A 14,403-nucleotide genomic window follows, 5' to 3' on the forward strand; every position below is an offset into this window, starting at 1 on the left:
ACACAACAATCAAACAAGGTGAACAATGAAAAAGTATCTGGGATATACCGGGCTGGCCCTGCTGCTGGGATCAGCCTTTCTTGCCGGGGGCTGTTCCCCGGCCAATGAATCTTCGGAGGAACAGGCAACCCTTTCTTCCGGCGTGCATCAGGCACATATGAACAAGGAAATCGCCCCGGGTGATGACTTCTTTGAATATGTCAACGGCACCTGGCTGGCGAATACGGAAATTCCGGCCGATAAATCCAGCATCGGCACCTTCTATTACCTGCGCGACAATGCGGAAGATGATGTGAAGGCCATCATCGAGGAATCTGCCGCCGCCGACAATGCCCCGGGTTCCGACGCACAGAAGGTGGGCGATTTCTATAACAGCTATATGGATATGGAGACCCGCAACGCCCGTGGCATCGAGCCGTTGCAGCCGGAGTTCGCCAAAATCGACGCCATTTCCTCCTATGACGACCTGGCCAAATGGTTTGCCTATGCCGACAAGGTGGGCTTTGACGCTCCCTTCGGTCTCTATGTGAACAATGACGCCAAACAGGCCGACCAATATGCCATCTATGCCTGGCAGTCCGGGCTCGGTCTGCCGGATCGGGAATATTATTTCAAGGACGACGAAAAGTCGGTCGAGACCCGGGAAAAATATGTCGCCCATGTGGAGCGCATGCTGGCCCTGGCCGGGATTGATGAAGCCGCCGCCAAGGCCCGGCAGATCATGGACCTGGAAACATCCATTGCCGACAAGCACTGGCTCAAGGAAGACAACCGCGATTCCGTCAAGCGCTATAATAAATATGAGCGCGCCCAGCTCAAGGACCTGGTGCCGGGCTTTGACTGGGACGATTATCTGGCCGAAACCGGCCTTGCCGACCTCAAGGAAATCATCATCAACCAGCCGAGCTTCATGGAAGGTCTGGCCGGAGTTATCAAAGACACCGACCTCGATACCTGGAAGACCTGGGCCAAATGGAGCGTGATCAACAATACCGCCAGCCGGCTCACGGCCGAGATCGACCAGGCTAATTTTGATTTCTATGGCAAGGTCCTGAGTGGCACCGAGGAGCAGCGGCCCATGTGGCGCCGGGCGGTCTCTGCCGTCAACAGCACCCTCGGCGAAGTGGTCGGCAAGGTCTATGTGGACAAGCACTTCAAGCCGGAAGCCAAGGCCCGCATGCAGGAACTGGTCGGCAACCTGGTGAAGGCCTATGAAGTCAGCATCAAGGACCTGGACTGGATGGGTGAGGAAACCAAACAAAAGGCGCTGGAGAAACTGCATAAGTTCACGCCCAAGATCGGTTATCCGGACCAGTGGAAGGATTATGCCAAGCTGGAAATCAAGCGCGAAGACTATTTCGGCAACGTGATCCGGGCCCATATCGTCGAGCATGAGCGCGAACTGGCCAAGCTCGGCGGCCCGATCCAGCGCTGGGAATGGTTTATGACCCCGCAGACCGTCAACGCCTATTACAACCCGACCATGAACGAGATCGTGTTCCCGGCCGCCATCCTGCAGCCGCCCTTCTTTGACATGGCGGCCGACGATGCGGTCAACTACGGCGCCATCGGCGGCGTGATCGGCCATGAAATCGGCCATGGTTTCGACGACAAGGGCAGCACCTATAACGGTGACGGCGAACTGCAGAACTGGTGGACCGATGAAGACCGCAAGGCCTTTGAGGAACGCACCGGCCAGCTCGTCGCCCAGTATAACGGCTTCGAAGCCCTGCCCGACCTGCATGTGAACGGCGAATTCACACTGGGCGAGAACATCGGCGACCTGGGCGGTCTCAGTATCGCCTACAAGGCCTACAAGATGTCACTGAATGGCAAGGAAGCGCCGGTCATCGACGGCTTCACCGGCGAACAGCGTTTCTTCATCGGCTGGGCCCAGGGTTTCCAGGGTAAATACCGGGACGAGGCGCTGCGCACCCGGATCCAGACCGATCCGCACAGCCCGGCCCGCTTCCGGGTCAACGGCGTGGTCCGCAACGTGCCGGCCTTCTATGAAGCCTTCGGCCTGAGCGAGACCAGCGGCCTGTACCTGGCGCCGGATGAGCGGGTGAAAATCTGGTAAAGCACCGGATAAATATTTAAGAGAAAAGGCGGTCCCGGTGACCGCCTTTTTTATTACTCCGACTGGGTTTCCCGATAGTGCAGCTTGGCCCGGATATGCGGCCAGTTGGCGTCGGCCTGGGTCCGTTTCTCACGGAAATTTTCCAGCCAGTAGGCCTTGGTTTTTTCATTGTTGTGCAGATAGAGCTTGCCGTCGCGCAGGGTCCAGATCTGCGGGTCCGTGGGGCTGGAATAGCCCTTGGCGATGAACACCGGCTCATAGCCGCCGAACTGGGGGGCGTAGTCGTTGGGGGCTTTGGCGAACAGGTCGCGGTGCTCCTGGGACGCGAACCGCCATTTGGCGCCGGCCCAGTTCACTTCATAGAGGGGATTGCCGAAGGTGGCCTTTTCCTCGGTGAAATAGGCGACCGGGTCATAGCCGAGGATTGCCACGCCCTCTTCGTCGTCGAAGATCACGCTGTCGGCGAAGTAGCTCTGGGACGTGTAATAAAAGACCAGACCGCCGAGCACGGCGACGGTGATGGCGGAAATAAAGAGCAGATATTTGGGAAGCTTGTCCATTCCGGCCTCATTCGTTTCGGATGATTTTCCGCACCTTACTGCGCATGGGGTCAATTGCCAACGACAGAATGATTCCCAAGTCTAATTTACATCGGCCGGCGCCGCCGTCATTTATCCTTAATGAAACTGACATTTTTATTGGATGGTTAATCCTTCGCTTACTTATTTACCTCAATATGAACATATTCCCGTCTCAAAAAGGCCGCGTCTTTTTGGCATGGTATATGCAAGGTTAGTAATATAGGCCGGGGTTTTATTCAGGGACCGGCCCGTAGACCGGAGTGAAAACAATGATGACTGCAAAAAGCGAACGGCTGACACATACCCGCGAAACCGCTTTGCGCCTGATTAAATGCATGGGCGTTTCCGCCGCACTGGAATATTGCAAAGACAGCCAGTGGATGGGAATTGCCAATGAAATCAGGATGATACGGGAAGAGCGCCAGAGTCGCTGACACCCGGATCATTATCCTAATATCCTCTCTTTTCTGCCAAAGAGCTGTGAGCTCACCGGCGGAACGGTCTTCCCGGAGCTTGTTGCCGGGGTCAAACTCCCCCCCCTTCGCCGATTTCAGTCGCTGTCCAGAATTGGGAAAAACCCCCAAAATTTGTAAAATTTTCCGACATTTTCCCGAGTCCCGCGCCGCGCCGGGGGAGTCGATATTTTCTATTATCGGTTTTTTTCTCGTCAACTTAACCTTACACTAACGGCTGGGCGCTAAAACTTGGTGCACGACTAAATACAGGGGTAATAGGCGCGTTCATGCACAGCGTTAAACTGATCATTCTCTATCTGGCCAAAGTGCTCGGCCTGTTCCGTTACAGCCGCAACAAAACCAAACGGGGTCTGCAGATCCTGTGTTATCACGGTTTTTCCCTGGCTGACGAACATGAGTTTCGCCCCAAACTGTTCATGACCGCGGCCACGCTGGAGAAACGACTCCAGCTGCTGAAAAAAAGCGGCTTTCCAGTCCTGTCCCTCGATGAAGCCTGTGAGGGGCTCCGGGCCGGCACCCTACCCGACAATGCGGTGGTCATCACCATGGATGACGGCTGGCAGGGCGCTGCGGATCATGCCTGGCCGCTGTTCCGCAAATACGGCTTCGACTGGACCCTCTATCTCACCACCTATTATGCGGAAAAGCAGACCCAGGTGATGAACCTGGCGCTGCAGTATCTGTGTTGGAAAAGCCGGGAGGCGAGTGTTGACCTGAGTTCGCTCAGTCCCGACTTCGGCAAGGAACTGCGCCTTGACGTGGATATGAGCCGGGATGCGCTGGCCGAAAAGCTGGTGGAGATCGGCGAAAAATGCCCGACGGCCCAGGACCGGCAGGACTTCGTCCGCCGCGCTGCGTCCGCCTTCCGCCTCGACCAGAAGGAATTCGAGGACAAAAAGCTGTTCCGCCTGATCGATCTGGACACCGCCCGGGAGATGGCGAAGTCCGGTGTGGACCTGCAGCTCCATACCCACCGCCATACCCTGGGCGACGGCAGTAAAGAGTCGCTGGACAAGGAACTGGCCGACAATCGCAAGGGCATCGCCAAAGCCGGCAATGCGGATCCGGTGCATCTCTGTTATCCCAGCGGCTATTTCGAGCCGCAGCACCTTGAGTATCTGCAGCAACTGGGCATCAAGAGCGCTACCACCTGTTTCCCCGGCCTCAATTACCAGGACACGCCGCTGCTGGAGCTGAAGCGGTTTCTCGATGGCGAGGATGTCAGCCAGATCGAGTTCGAGGCCGAGCTCTACGGCTTCCAGGAACTGCTGCGCAGGCTGCGCAAATAAAAAAAGCGCCCGGTCGGGCGCTTTCCTTTTGGAAAATTTCTGGGTGACTTAGCGGGTCGGGACCGGCTCGTCGCCGCGGTAGTCATAGAAACCGCGGCCCACTTTCTGGCCGAGCCAGCCGGCTTCCACATATTTGACCAGCAGCGGGCAGGGCCGGTATTTGCTGTCGGCCAGGCCTTCGAACAGCACCTGCATGATGCTGAGGCAGGTATCCAGGCCGATAAAGTCAGCCAGCTGCAGCGGGCCCATGGGGTGGTTGGCGCCAAGCCGCATGGCCTTGTCGATGGATTCGACGGAGCCGACCCCTTCATACAGGGTATAGATCGCTTCGTTGATCATCGGCAACAGGATCCGGTTCACGATAAAGGCCGGGAAATCCTCGGAACTGGCGGTGGTTTTGCCCAGCTTGTTCACGATTTCCTTGGCTGTCGCATAGGTTTCCTCGCTGGTGGCGATGCCGCGGATCAGCTCCACCAGTTTCATCAGCGGCACCGGGTTCATAAAGTGCAGGCCGATGAATTTCTCCGGGCGGTCCGTGGTGGACGCCAGCCGGGTGATGGAAATGGAAGAGGTATTGGTGGCCAGCAGGGCTTCCGGCTTCAGCTTGGGGCAGACATCCTGGAAAATCTGCTTCTTGATCTCTTCGTTTTCGGTGGCGGCTTCGATCACCAGATCGCAATCACCGATCCCGTCGGTGCCGACGACCGGGGTGATTCGGGCGATGGCCGCGTCGGCGGATTCCTGAGACACCTTGCCCTTGGAGACCTGACGGCCGATATTCTTTGCAATGGTGTCCATGGCCTTGTCCAGATTGTCCTGGCTGATATCGCTCATCAGTACGTCGAATCCGGCCAGACAAAAGACGTGGGCAATGCCGTTGCCCATCTGCCCTGCACCAATAATGCCTACTTTTTGAACCATGTATGGTTGCTTTCTACTGTTATTTTTTTGTTGGGTTATGCTGTACTATAAAGTCCCCTTCCCGTTGGGGGAAGGGGAACATATCGGATGTTATGATAACGCTTTCTCGAGCTCAGGCAAAGCCTGAAACAGATCGGCGACCAGGCCGTAATCGGCAACCTGGAAGATGGGAGCTTCCTCGTCCTTGTTGATGGCAACAATAACTTTGGAATCCTTCATCCCGGCCAGGTGCTGGATGGCGCCTGAAATACCCACGGCGATATAGAGTTCCGGGGCGACGATCTTGCCGGTCTGGCCGACCTGGTAATCGTTGGGGACGAAGCCCGCATCCACGGCAGCGCGGGAGGCGCCAACCGCAGCGCCGAGCTTGTCAGCCACGGCTTCGACCAGGGCGAAATTCTCGCCGCTGCCCATGCCGCGGCCACCGGAAATGATGATCTTGGCGCTGGTCAGTTCCGGACGTTCGGATTTGCTGAGCTCCTGTCCGACGAAGCTGGACAGGCCCGGGTTTTCGCCGGCAGAGATATTTTCCACAGCGGCGGAACCGCCGTCCTTGGCCGCAGCGGCAAAGGCGGTGGTGCGCACAGTGATGACTTTCTTGGCGTCAGCGCTCTGCACGGTAGCAATGGCGTTCCCGGCATAGATCGGACGCTGGAAAGTATCGGCGCTCTCGACGGAAATAATGTCGGAAATCTGCGCCACGTCCAGCAGGGCGGCCACACGGGGCAGGAAGTTTTTACCGGTGGTGGTGGCGGCGGCCAGGATGGCGTCATAGCCGTCGGCCAGGCCGACCACCAGCGGGGCCAGGACTTCGGCCAGCGGATGGGCGTAATCGGCGCTATCGGCCACCAGGACCTTGGCGACACCGGCCACTTTGGCGGCGGCTTCCGCCACGGCGCCACAGCCGGAACCGGCCACCAGCACATGCACGTCGCCACCGAGGGCGGCCGCGGCCGTGATGGTGTTCAGGGTGCTGTCCTTGAGGACCGCATTGTCATGATCGGCAACTACAAGTGATGTCATGTTCAGAGTACTCCCGCTTCGTCGCGCAGCTTGGCGACCAGTTCTTCCACGCTTTCAACCTTGATACCGGCCTGGCGTTTCGGTGGCTCTTCCACTTTCAGGGTGGTCAGGCGGGCGGCGGTGTCCACACCGTAATCGGCGGGGGTTTTCTCGTCCAGCGGCTTGCGCTTGGCTTTCATGATGTTCGGCAGGGATGCGTAACGCGGCTCGTTGAGGCGCAGGTCGGAGGTGACCACGGCCGGAAGGTTCAGCTTCACGGTTTCGAGGCCGCCGTCGATCTCGCGGGTCACATCCACGCTGCCGTCGCCGAGGTTAACCTCGGAAGCGAAGGTGCCCTGGGGCCAGCCCAGCAGCGCGGCCAGCATCTGGCCGGTCTGGTTGCAGTCATCATCAATGGCCTGTTTGCCGAGGATCACCAGACCGGGATCTTCTTCAGCGACCACAGCCTTGAGAATTTTTGCCACTGCCAGGGGTTCGACGGTTTCATCGGTTTTGACCAGGATCGCCCGGTCGGCGCCCATGGCCAGTGCGGTGCGCAGGGTTTCCTGGGCCTGGGCCGGGCCGATGGATACGGCGATGATTTCTTCTGCCTTGCCTGCTTCCTTCAGACGGATGGCTTCCTCCACAGCGATTTCGTCAAAGGGATTCATTGACATTTTGACGTTCGCAAGCTCAACGCCTGTGTTGTCCGCTTTGACGCGGACCTTGACGTTATAGTCGATAACCCGTTTTACCGGGACCAATATTTTCATTTGTCTGGGTCTCCGTTTGCTTTTTCAGACTAGAAACTACTCCGATCCATTACGCTCCGCAATGGATGTTCGTTGTTTTTGGCAGTGCAATGGTTCCCGGACGGTAATTAAACCGCCTTGGGCTGTCAACATTTCATTGCAGCTGCGTTGTCTTGTTGTCCCTCGATTCAAAACATTCGTTTGAAAATCGCAGCATAATGGCGGAAATCAGCCATTTGTGCAACATAAACCGCCATTGGAATGCCGCCTTCAGGGAAAGTAAAAAGTCAGCGGGACGGTCGTCAATTCTTCCAAATGGCAGGGGCTGCGGCGATTCTTTTTTGCGGATGCGAAGGGAAAATGGCAGCGACGAAATGTAATTAGTCGGCGTGCGCGGGAAAAATATGCTATCAGCAAAGACGTGTAGCTTACGTCGTCAGGGGCAGGGACAAACCAATATATGCTGAAAAACCAGTTTCATCTTCTTGCGGTTCGACGGTTTTTACCCCTGTTCCTGGTCCAGTTTTTCGGCGCCTTTAATGACAATCTTTTCAAGAATGCCCTGGTGATCCTGATCACTTACCGGCTGGCGGCCGACATGGACATGAATGTGGCCATTGCCGTGACTGCCGCCCAGGGCATTTTTATCCTGCCGTTTTTCCTCTTCTCCGCCCTTGCCGGCCAACTGGCGGACAAGTTCGAGAAAACCGCCCTGATCAGAAAGCTGAAACTGGTTGAGATCGCCCTGATGCTGCTGGCCGGGGCCGGCTTCTGGATAGGTCAGTTCTATGTGCTGATGCTGACCCTGTTTTTGATGGGCTGCCAGTCCAGCTTCTTCGGCCCGCTCAAATACGGCATCCTGCCCGACCACCTGTCCGAGGACGAACTGATCGCCGGCAATGCCCTGGTCGGGGGCAGCACCTTCCTTGCCATCCTGCTCGGCACCATCATTGGCGGGCTGAGCATCCTCGGCGGCAATGGCGCCCTGCTGGTGTCGGCGCTGGTTATCCTGGTCTCGGTGGCCGGTTTTATCGCCGCCCGGGCCATGCCCTGGACCGGGGCGGCCTCGCCCGACCTGGCGCTTGAAAGCAATATCCTGAGAGAAAGCTGGATCATCATGAAGCATGCGCGCGGAAACCGCGCCGTCTTTCATTCCATCATGGGCATTTCCTGGTTCTGGTTGCTGGGGGCGACGGTGCTGGCCCAGTTTCCGGCCCTGACCCGCACGGTACTGGGCGGTGATGAACAGGTGGGGACCCTGTTCCTGGCAGCCTTTTCGGTGGGGATCGGCCTCGGGGCGCTTCTATGCCACAAGCTTCTCAGGGGCATTGTCTCCGCCCGCTATGTGCCGCTGGCTGCGCTGGGTATGGGGCTGTTCTGCCTCGATCTCTATCTCGCCTGCCAGTCGCTTGGCCCACCGGCTGACGGCTCACTTCTGGGCATCGGCCAGTTTGCCGCCGACCTCCGCTACTGGCGGATTTTCATGGATTGTCTTTTGATTTCCATTTTTGGCGGCCTTTATATCGTGCCGCTTTATGCTCTGCTGCAGGACAGAAGCGATCCCGCCCTTCGCTCGCGTATGGTGGCGGCCAATAATATCTTCAATGCGGTCTTCATGGTGCTGGGGGCGCTTGTCACCATGGCGTTACTGGCCGCGGGACTGTCCATACCGGGGGTCTTCCTGGCGCTTGGCCTGCTCACTTGGGGGGTGGCTTATTATATCTTTCGCACCATCAGGCCATCAGCGCCGTCGCCGTCACATTGACGATCCAGGCCATGAAGTAGGCGAGGGCAAACAGGTAACCGGCCAGGAAGAAAGTCCATTTCCAGCTGTTGGTTTCCCGGCGCACCACGGCCAGGGTGGCAAAGCACTGCGGCGCATAGATATACCAGACCAGGAAGGCCAGCGCCGTCGGCAGCGGCCAGGCGCCCTGCAAAAGGCCGGACAGGCTTTCGGCGACCTGTTCGTCATCACCGCTCAGGGAATAGACGGTGCCGAGCGCGGCAACAGCCACTTCACGGGCCGCCATGCCCGGTACCAGGGCGATGGAAATTTCCCAGTTGAAGCCCAGCGGGGCGAAGATTTTTTCCAGGAATTTGCCGATCGTGCCGGCAAAGCTGTAATAGATATCCGGATGGGGAGAACCTGAAGGGGCCTTGGGATAGCTGGCCAGGAACCACAGCATGATGGTGGTGCTCATAATGATGGTGCCGGCCCGGCGCAGGAACACCCGCGCGCGTTCATAAAGGCCGATCAGGATATTTTTCAGCACCGGCAACTGGTATTTGGGCAGTTCCATCAGGAAGGGCTGGGCAGCGCCTTTGGTAACGGTCTTTTTCATGATCGCGGCCACAATCAGGGCGCTGACGATCCCGGCCAGATACAGGGTGAACATGACCAGGCCCTGCAGGCCGATGGGACCCCATACTGTTTTATTGGGAATGAAGGCGGCAATGATCAGGGTATAGACCGGCAGGCGGGCGGCACAGGTCATCAGCGGAATAATCATGATGGTGGTGAGCCGGTCCCGGGTATTTTCAATGGTCCGGGTCGCCATGATGCCGGGGATCGCGCAGGCGAAACCGCTGAGCAGCGGGATGAAGGCGCGGCCGTTGAGGCCGACCTTTTCCATCAACCGGTCCATGATAAAGGCGGCCCGGGCCATATAGCCGGAGGCTTCCAGCACCAGAATAAAGGCGAACAGCACCAGGATCTGCGGCAGGAAAATCACCACGCTGCCGACACCGGCAAGGATGCCGTCATTGAGCAGGCTGAGGATCCAGTTGTCGGGCAGGTGGGCCGTGGCCAGATCCTGCAGTCCGATGACGCCGGCATCGATCATATCCATGGGCGCTTCCGCCCAGCTGAACACAGCCTGGAACATGATAAACAGCAGGGCGAAAAAGATCACGGGACCGGCAAGAGGATGCAGGACGACCTGGTCGATCTGCCGGGTGATCTTGTGCTGGCGGCCTTCGGAAATCAGCACCCGTTCTGCCATCTGGCGGGCATGCCGCTGCAATTCCCGGGTGGTGCTGTGTTTGCCCTGGTGCGGCGGCTGATGATGGGACATTTCCCGGAGGTCCCGGTCGAGGATTTTCTTCAGCTCCGTCATGCCGACCTGGCGGACGGCAACAGAGGTGATGACCGGGACGCCCAGTTCCTCTGCCAGTTTGTCCACATCGATCTTGATCCGGTCCCGTTCGGCCAGATCCTGCATATTCAGGACCAGGATCAGGGGCAGGCCCAGTTCCTTGACCTCGAGCACCAGACGCAGGTGCACCCGGAGGTTGGTGCTGTCGGCGACACAAAGCAGGATATCCGGCTGTTCTTCTTCCGGGTGCCGGCCGGTGATCACCTGGCGGCTGATCCGTTCATCCAGGGTCCGGTCCTTGAGGCTGTAGATGCCGGGCAGGTCGATCAGGCCGATGTTGCGCCCGGTGCTGCTGGTATAATGTCCGCTGCGTTTCTCTACAGTGACGCCCGGGTAATTGGCCACTTTCTGGCGGCTGCCGGTCAGCATGTTGAACAGGGAACTTTTTCCGCAGTTGGGGGTCCCCACCAAAGCGATGCGAAGCTCAGTCATGCCGCCTGCTCCCCGGACTGGGTTTCGCCCGAGTGGTGAATATCCCTGACTTTCACCACATCGGCTTCCATACGCCGCAGGGCGATAGTGGCGCGGCCGACCTGGACGGCAAGGGGGTCACGGCCGATCAGGCCTTCATGCAGCACTTCCACCTGAAGGCCTTCCTCAAATCCGATTTCCAGGAGACGTTCTTCCAGGTCGCGGGCAAATTCCGCATCACTGCAGCGGGAGGTGTCAAATCCGGTGATAACGGCCTTGTCGCCGATGGTCAGGTCACTGAGATATTTCATCACAAAACTGGTTTCTTATAATCATTCGCAAAAACTCTATAGACTAAAATGTCCCGATTGGAAATGCTAATGCAACAAAATCCGTAAATTTTATGGGGAATGTTCTTCTCATCCGCCTGTCGATAAGGTAAAACGGACAGGAATTAAAACGATCGTATGAATTTTTTAAATTGGGAGATTGGTTATGTCCTTTGATTTTTCCGGCCGGGTGGCCGTGGTAACCGGTGCCGGCGGCGGGCTTGGACGCTGTCATGCCCTGGCTCTGGCAGAACGCGGCTGTGCCGTGGTCATTAACGACCTTGGCGGCGATGTGCGCGGCGAAGGCGGTTCCGAGTCGGCGGCCCAGGCTGTGGTTCGGGAAATTACCGACAAGGGCGGCAAGGCCATGGCCCATGGCGGAAACGTAACCTCCTTCGAGGACATGCAGGATATGGTGGAAAAGACGGTCAGTGAATTCGGTCGCCTCGATATCCTGGTCAACAATGCCGGGATTCTCCGCGACAAGACCTTTGCCAAGATGGACATGGCCGACTTCCGCACCGTTGTCGATGTGCACCTGATGGGCTCCGTCTATGCCACCAAGGCGGCCCTGCCGGTGATGCAGGAACAGGAATACGGCCGGATTATTGTTACCACCTCCTCCAGCGGCATGTACGGCAACTTCGGCCAGAGCAACTATGGCGCGGCCAAGGCGGCGCTGAGCGGGTTCATGAACACCATGAAACTGGAGACCGCCAAGTTCGGCATCAAGGTCAATGCCCTGCTGCCGGTCGCGGCGACCCGCATGACCGAGTCGATCATTCCTGAAGAAATGCTGGCGCTGCTGAAGCCGGAATTGGTGTCCCCGGCCGTGCTGTTCATGGCTGATGAAACGGCGCCCACCGGCGAGATCATTGCTGCCGGCGCCGGCACCTTTTCCCGCTCCGTGGTGGTGGAAACAAACAGCGTCTACCTCGGCGATGCCCCGACTCCGGAAATGATCCGCGACAGCTGGGACAAGATTTCCGACATGAGCACCGCCACACCGCTGAACAGCGGCAGCGACCATACCCAGAAGGTGATGAAGGCCGTTTTCGAGGCCAAACAGAAATAGCCTTAAAAGAAAATCTGATCGGCCAGGGCGTCGAGCACGCCCGGCTGGTCATAGAGCACCGGCGCGATGGTGACCTTCACCGCCGGATGGGTTTCGGTAAACTTGGCGATGGTTTGTTCCGTCCGGTCCTTGAGGCGGCCGGAAAACAGCAAAAACGGACTGACCGCGAGGCGGGCCATGCCCTGCTCCACCAGCTCTTCCAGGGTTTGCTGCAGGCCCGGTGCCTTGTCGCCGGTAAAACAGAGCCGCCCGGTCGGGATCTGCAGCCTCTGCAGCAGGGCCTCCAGCACGTCCTGCCCCCGTTCGGCGACGGCCGGATTGGACGATCCCTTGACCAGCAGCGCCAGGCCCTCGGCATTCTCGCCGCCCGACTGGCGTACCGCCTGCGCCGCGGCCTCGATGATCCGGCCACTTGATCCTGTTTCACTTCCATAATGAATTTTCATGGCGCTGCCCGAGAGGCGATAGCTGCGCAGGATTTCGGGGATATCCTCGCTCACATGCATGGCCGGGAACAGCATCAGCGGCAGCACCAGCACTTCCTGGATGCGGTCCTCTTCCATGTGCAGCAGGCTCTGGGTCACCGACGGTTCGGCGAGCTCCAGATAGGCGGTGCGGATCTCCACATGAGGAAAACGCACCCTGAGCTTGTCCGCCAGTACCGCCTTTTCCTTTGCTGGTTGTGGCGAGCGGCTGCCGTGACTGACCAGCAAGATGCCTTGTTTTTTCATCATGGTCGCAGGATAGAAGAAGTGGGCGGGGGCGTCATTAAAAAAGGGCAGGCCGTTGGGCCTGCCCTTGGATAAGATATTCGGCCGGACCTAGTCGTCGGACCCGAACTTGATGCCTTGGGCCAGCGGCAGCTCCTTGGAATAGTTGAGCGTGCTGGTCATGCGGCGCATATAGCCTTTCCAGGCGTCGGAACCGCTTTCCCGGCCGCCGCCGGTTTCCTTCTCGCCGCCGAAAGCGCCGCCGATTTCCGCGCCGCTGGTGCCGATGTTGACATTGGCGATGCCGCAATCGCTGCCGGCCTCGCTGGTGAACAGCTCGGCTTCGCATACATCGGTGGTGAAGATGGAAGAGCTCAGGCCCTGGGGCACGTCATTCTGACGTTCGATGGCGGTTTCCAGATCACTATATTTAAAGATGTAAAGGATCGGGGCAAAAGTTTCCTCGCGCACATTGTCGACGCTGGCCGGCATTTCGACAATGGCGGGATGGACGTAATAAGCGTCCGGATACATTTCCTGCAGCGCCCGTCCGCCGCCAAACACTTCTCCGCCCTGATCTGCAGCTTTTTCCAGCGCCTTCTGCATATTGTTGAAGGAGTCCTCATCGATCAGCGGCCCGACCAGGGTTTTCTCATCCAGCGGATCGCCGATGGAAAGACCGCCGTAAGCTTCCTTGAGGCGCGGCACCAGCTGGTCATAGACATCCTCATGGACGAACAGGCGCCGGGTCGAGGTGCAGCGCTGGCCGCAGGTGCCGACCGCGCCGAACAGGATGCCCTGGAACGCCAGGTCCAGGTCGGCGTTGGGGGTGACGATGATGGCGTTGTTGCCGCCAAGCTCGAGGATGGTCTTGCCGAAACGGGCCGCCACTTTCTGGCCCACGTCCCGACCCATGCGGCAGCTGCCGGTGGCGCTGATCAGCGGGACCCGGTGGTCGTTGACCAGTTCCTCGCCGATGTTGCGCTCGCCGATAATCAACTGGCTCAGGCCCGCGGGCGCTTCGCCGAATTCGGCGCAGGCGCGTTCGAACAATTTCTGGACGGCGATGGCGGTGACCGGGGTTTTTTCCGACGGTTTCCAGATCACGCTGTTGCCGCAGACCACGGCCAGGGCCGCATTCCAGGCCCAGACCGCAACCGGGAAGTTGAAGGCGCTGATGATGCCGACCGGGCCCAGAGGCTGCCAGTATTCGCGCATCTTGTGACCCGGCCGTTCGGAGGCGATGGTCAGGCCATAGAGCTGGCGGCTCAGGCCGACGGCAAAGTCGCAGATGTCGATCATTTCCTGCACCTCGCCGAGGCCTTCCTGATAGATTTTGCCGCATTCCAGGGTCACCAGCGCGCCGAGCGCCTCTTTCTTTTCGCGCAGGATGTTGCCGAAAATGCGGATCAGTTCACCTCGTTTCGGAGCCGGCACCGTGCGCCATTCCTTGAAGGCGCGCACACTGTCATGGATCTTATGGTCGGCATCTTCCACATCGGTCATATGGATATGGCCGATCAGGCTGCCGTCGCCCGGACTGTTGACATAAAGTGAGCCGCCCTTGAGCTCGGCGTCGGTCAGGTCCAGGCTTTTGAAAATTTCTTCTTTATTCATTCTGT

The 14,403-nt window shown here is 58.4% G+C and carries 13 protein-coding genes; 5 read left to right on the top strand and 8 right to left on the bottom strand.

The features are described 5' to 3' along the window. Positions 1 to 25 precede the first annotated feature (25 nt). A complete protein-coding gene (locus FIV46_RS05565; RefSeq protein ID WP_139939239.1) occupies positions 26 to 2,080 on the top strand; it encodes a M13 family metallopeptidase in 2,055 nt (684 codons plus the stop codon). 53 nt (positions 2,081 to 2,133) lie between these two features. On the opposite strand, the gene FIV46_RS05570 is transcribed toward FIV46_RS05565, so the two are convergent. Then, positions 2,134 to 2,640, bottom strand: coding sequence for a YHS domain-containing (seleno)protein (locus tag FIV46_RS05570; protein WP_139939241.1), 507 nt, complete (start codon positions 2,638 to 2,640; stop codon positions 2,134 to 2,136). 290 nt (positions 2,641 to 2,930) lie between these two features. On the opposite strand from FIV46_RS05570, the gene FIV46_RS18060 reads away from it, so the two are divergent. Both FIV46_RS18060 and FIV46_RS05575 read left to right on the top strand, forming a co-directional pair. Beyond that, on the top strand, positions 2,931 to 3,095 hold the full coding sequence (locus tag FIV46_RS18060; protein WP_181163069.1) for a hypothetical protein: 165 nt from the start codon (positions 2,931 to 2,933) through the stop codon (positions 3,093 to 3,095). A 308-nt stretch (positions 3,096 to 3,403) separates the two neighbouring features. Beyond that, complete coding sequence (locus tag FIV46_RS05575) at positions 3,404 to 4,426, top strand: polysaccharide deacetylase family protein (protein WP_139939243.1); 1,023 nt, start codon at positions 3,404 to 3,406, stop codon at positions 4,424 to 4,426. 48 nt (positions 4,427 to 4,474) lie between these two features. Here the strand turns inward: FIV46_RS05575 and FIV46_RS05580 are convergent, their stop codons facing one another. The 3 genes from FIV46_RS05580 to FIV46_RS05590 all read right to left on the bottom strand — a co-directional run bounded on the left by FIV46_RS05580 (position 4,475) and on the right by FIV46_RS05590 (position 7,122). Further along, positions 4,475 to 5,347, bottom strand: coding sequence for a 3-hydroxybutyryl-CoA dehydrogenase (locus tag FIV46_RS05580; RefSeq protein ID WP_139939245.1), 873 nt, complete (start codon positions 5,345 to 5,347; stop codon positions 4,475 to 4,477). Positions 5,348 to 5,437: 90 nt separating this feature from the next. Next, positions 5,438 to 6,370 (bottom strand): electron transfer flavoprotein subunit alpha/FixB family protein, encoded by a 933-nt coding sequence (locus FIV46_RS05585; RefSeq protein ID WP_139939247.1) that lies wholly within the window; start codon positions 6,368 to 6,370, stop codon positions 5,438 to 5,440. A gap of 2 nt (positions 6,371 to 6,372) precedes the next feature. Further along, positions 6,373 to 7,122 (bottom strand): electron transfer flavoprotein subunit beta/FixA family protein, encoded by a 750-nt coding sequence (locus FIV46_RS05590; protein ID WP_139939249.1) that lies wholly within the window; start codon positions 7,120 to 7,122, stop codon positions 6,373 to 6,375. 439 nt (positions 7,123 to 7,561) lie between these two features. Between FIV46_RS05590 and FIV46_RS05595 the strand changes: the two genes are divergently transcribed. Then, positions 7,562 to 8,866, top strand: a complete 1,305-nt coding sequence (locus FIV46_RS05595) for an MFS transporter (RefSeq protein WP_139939251.1) — start codon at positions 7,562 to 7,564, stop codon at positions 8,864 to 8,866. Here FIV46_RS05595 and feoB read toward each other — a convergent pair. Both feoB and FIV46_RS05605 read right to left on the bottom strand, forming a co-directional pair. Continuing rightward, on the bottom strand, positions 8,835 to 10,688 hold the full coding sequence (gene feoB / locus FIV46_RS05600) for a ferrous iron transport protein B (RefSeq protein WP_139939253.1): 1,854 nt from the start codon (positions 10,686 to 10,688) through the stop codon (positions 8,835 to 8,837). The two genes, FIV46_RS05595 and feoB, sit on opposite strands and share 32 nt — an antisense overlap. Further along, on the bottom strand, positions 10,685 to 10,978 hold the full coding sequence (locus tag FIV46_RS05605; protein ID WP_139939255.1) for a FeoA family protein: 294 nt from the start codon (positions 10,976 to 10,978) through the stop codon (positions 10,685 to 10,687). The genes feoB and FIV46_RS05605 overlap by 4 nt, the downstream gene beginning before the upstream one ends. 184 nt (positions 10,979 to 11,162) lie before the next feature. Here FIV46_RS05605 and FIV46_RS05610 point away from each other — a divergent pair, with 184 nt between their 5' ends. Beyond that, positions 11,163 to 12,071 carry an SDR family NAD(P)-dependent oxidoreductase gene (locus FIV46_RS05610; protein WP_139939257.1) on the top strand — a complete coding sequence of 303 codons (909 nt, stop codon included), beginning with the start codon at positions 11,163 to 11,165 and terminating at the stop codon, positions 12,069 to 12,071. A 2-nt stretch (positions 12,072 to 12,073) separates the two neighbouring features. On the opposite strand, the gene FIV46_RS05615 is transcribed toward FIV46_RS05610, so the two are convergent. Then, positions 12,074 to 12,802, bottom strand: coding sequence for a sirohydrochlorin chelatase (locus tag FIV46_RS05615; protein WP_181163070.1), 729 nt, complete (start codon positions 12,800 to 12,802; stop codon positions 12,074 to 12,076). Positions 12,803 to 12,892: 90 nt separating this feature from the next. Beyond that, the gene (amaB, locus tag FIV46_RS05620; protein ID WP_139939261.1) at positions 12,893 to 14,398 is read right to left on the bottom strand and encodes an L-piperidine-6-carboxylate dehydrogenase; all 1,506 of its coding nucleotides are present in this window, start codon (positions 14,396 to 14,398) and stop codon (positions 12,893 to 12,895) included. Between the last annotated feature and the right edge of the window lie 5 nt (positions 14,399 to 14,403).

This window comes from Emcibacter nanhaiensis (assembly GCF_006385175.1).
GTDB lineage: Bacteria > Pseudomonadota > Alphaproteobacteria > Sphingomonadales > Emcibacteraceae > Emcibacter > Emcibacter nanhaiensis.

Coding starts and splice junctions, on each gene's coding strand:
- FIV46_RS05565 (WP_139939239.1), top strand. CDS start 26: ATGAAAAAGTATCTGGGATATACCGGGCTGGCCCTGCTGCTGGGATCA.
- FIV46_RS05570 (WP_139939241.1), bottom strand. CDS start 2,640: ATGGACAAGCTTCCCAAATATCTGCTCTTTATTTCCGCCATCACCGTC.
- FIV46_RS18060 (WP_181163069.1), top strand. CDS start 2,931: ATGATGACTGCAAAAAGCGAACGGCTGACACATACCCGCGAAACCGCT.
- FIV46_RS05575 (WP_139939243.1), top strand. CDS start 3,404: ATGCACAGCGTTAAACTGATCATTCTCTATCTGGCCAAAGTGCTCGGC.
- FIV46_RS05580 (WP_139939245.1), bottom strand. CDS start 5,347: ATGGTTCAAAAAGTAGGCATTATTGGTGCAGGGCAGATGGGCAACGGC.
- FIV46_RS05585 (WP_139939247.1), bottom strand. CDS start 6,370: ATGACATCACTTGTAGTTGCCGATCATGACAATGCGGTCCTCAAGGAC.
- FIV46_RS05590 (WP_139939249.1), bottom strand. CDS start 7,122: ATGAAAATATTGGTCCCGGTAAAACGGGTTATCGACTATAACGTCAAG.
- FIV46_RS05595 (WP_139939251.1), top strand. CDS start 7,562: ATGCTGAAAAACCAGTTTCATCTTCTTGCGGTTCGACGGTTTTTACCC.
- feoB (WP_139939253.1), bottom strand. CDS start 10,688: ATGACTGAGCTTCGCATCGCTTTGGTGGGGACCCCCAACTGCGGAAAA.
- FIV46_RS05605 (WP_139939255.1), bottom strand. CDS start 10,978: ATGAAATATCTCAGTGACCTGACCATCGGCGACAAGGCCGTTATCACC.
- FIV46_RS05610 (WP_139939257.1), top strand. CDS start 11,163: ATGTCCTTTGATTTTTCCGGCCGGGTGGCCGTGGTAACCGGTGCCGGC.
- FIV46_RS05615 (WP_181163070.1), bottom strand. CDS start 12,802: ATGAAAAAACAAGGCATCTTGCTGGTCAGTCACGGCAGCCGCTCGCCA.
- amaB (WP_139939261.1), bottom strand. CDS start 14,398: ATGAATAAAGAAGAAATTTTCAAAAGCCTGGACCTGACCGACGCCGAG.